General features: G+C 65.7%; 1 protein-coding gene. It reads right to left on the minus strand.

Annotated features, from left to right (window positions below; translation table 11 throughout):
• Positions 1-1,400: methyltransferase (locus AAFU51_18765; protein MEO1573292.1), on the minus strand; the 1,400-nt coding region annotated here is incomplete at its 3' end.
• Positions 1,401-1,782 lie beyond the last annotated feature (382 nt).

Here is a 1,782-nt window from a genome sequence, read left to right on the forward strand (position 1 = left end):
CGGGCCACGAGTTGCATGGCCATGAGCGAGTGGCCGCCGAGGGCGAAGAAGTCGTCGGTGCGGCCGACGCGGGGCCGTTCGAGGAGACCCGCGAGGGTGTCGGCGAGCGAGTGCTCGAGGGGCGAACGCGGGGCCTCGTAGGCCTGGGCGGGCCCCTGGGAGAGCAAGACCGGCAGGGCGCGGCGGTCGACCTTGCCGTTGGGGGTGAGCGGCAGCGCGTCGAGCACTACGATGGAACTCGGCACCATATACGCTGGCAGCCGCGACTTGAGCGTGGTCCGTACGGTGTTTACGAACGCGCTCTTGGCACGCCCTAACAGCGGGTTGTTGCCGAACGAGCGCCAGTCAAACGCGTGCGCCTCGGTTTCTGCGTTGGGGCCAGAAGACGGTCGCCGCGCACCGTGCTCGGGTGCATGCGCGCCCTCCGGGTAAAACGTCACATCGACGCTATCAGCCTTACCTGATCGTGCCCACGCTACTTCTGCTTCATATCCAGCGCGCTCGGCCAGCGCCCAAATCTGTTCGGGATCCATGCCGCCGTCGTGCTCCTCGCACAAGCGGTTGAAGGCGCCCACGGTCAGGTTCTCATCGACCTCATCGAGCAGCCTGCTGCCCAGCACGTCTGCGGAGACGCGCGTATTCGGAATATCAACGACGCGGACTCGGCCCGTTGTGGACTGCGCAGCCAGCCACTCGTCTAGCGTGCTGCCGTGCTGACGGACGTCCTCCCACGGAACGTTCCGTACCGGAGCTTCCGGCTTTCTTTTAGTCTCGAGGATGACGTCGTAGCGGAAGCACGTCATCTCGTTGCGATGGCGGCCGCGACGAAGCCGTACCGACACGTTCTCGATGCTGGGAAGCTCCGCCTTAAGCGCCTCGACGAGCGCAGGTGCGATGAGAAGCTCCTCTTCGGCCGCCACTTTTTGGCGCACGCGGGCCTTGAGTTGGGCCACGGAGGTGCTGGCGCTTGCCTTGTAGCGCTCGACGGAGACGTGGAAGGCCTCCATCAACGGGAAGCTTCGGAGGTCGCCGAGGAAGAAGCAGCCCCCCTCGCGAAGGAGCGGCGCCGCTTCGCGCAGCGTCTCGACGAGATACTGCACGCTCGGGAAGTACTGGACAACGGAGTTCAGCACGATGACGTCGAACGACTGCGGATCGAGTCCGCTCAGGTCGTGCGCCGGTCGGTTTCGCACCTCAACGCGGTCCTTGAGCCCGTCGATGGAGGTAACACGGTGCTGGAGCCGACGCACGACGTTGGCCGAAATGTCCGTGCCCACATAGCGCTCACACTCTGGTGCGATCCGGAAGAGCAGCAGCCCCGCTCCACACCCAATATCAAGCACCCGCTTGGGGTGTAGGCTGCGAATGCGGTCGACCGTCTCGCCGACCCATTCGCGCATCTCTGCATCAGGAACGCGCTGCCCCGAATACGAGCTCACGCACCTAAACGTATCGAAGAATCCGTCATCTTCGGTTTTGTCTGTCGAGGTCTCTGTAGCTGACTCGTAGGTGAGGTCCCAGATCTCCTGCCATTGATGGAGTTGGCTCTCGGACCACTGGTCTGCGGATCCGGACGCCTCGCCCATCTCCTCTAGATCGCCCACGACGTATCCGACGAGGTGAGCCTGCCGGCCCTCCCCTCGCACCACCGCCGCCCCACTCCGCACCCCGCTCACCCCCAACAACCCCCCCGCCCCCGCCCCCCACGCCACACGGGACCCCCCCACCAACACCAGACCCGCCCCACCCCCCCCCGACGCCCGCCAACCACCCACCCCCCCC

The sequence above is a fragment of the Bacteroidota bacterium genome (assembly GCA_039821555.1).
Classification (GTDB): domain Bacteria; phylum Bacteroidota; class Rhodothermia; order Rhodothermales; family Rubricoccaceae; genus JBCBEX01.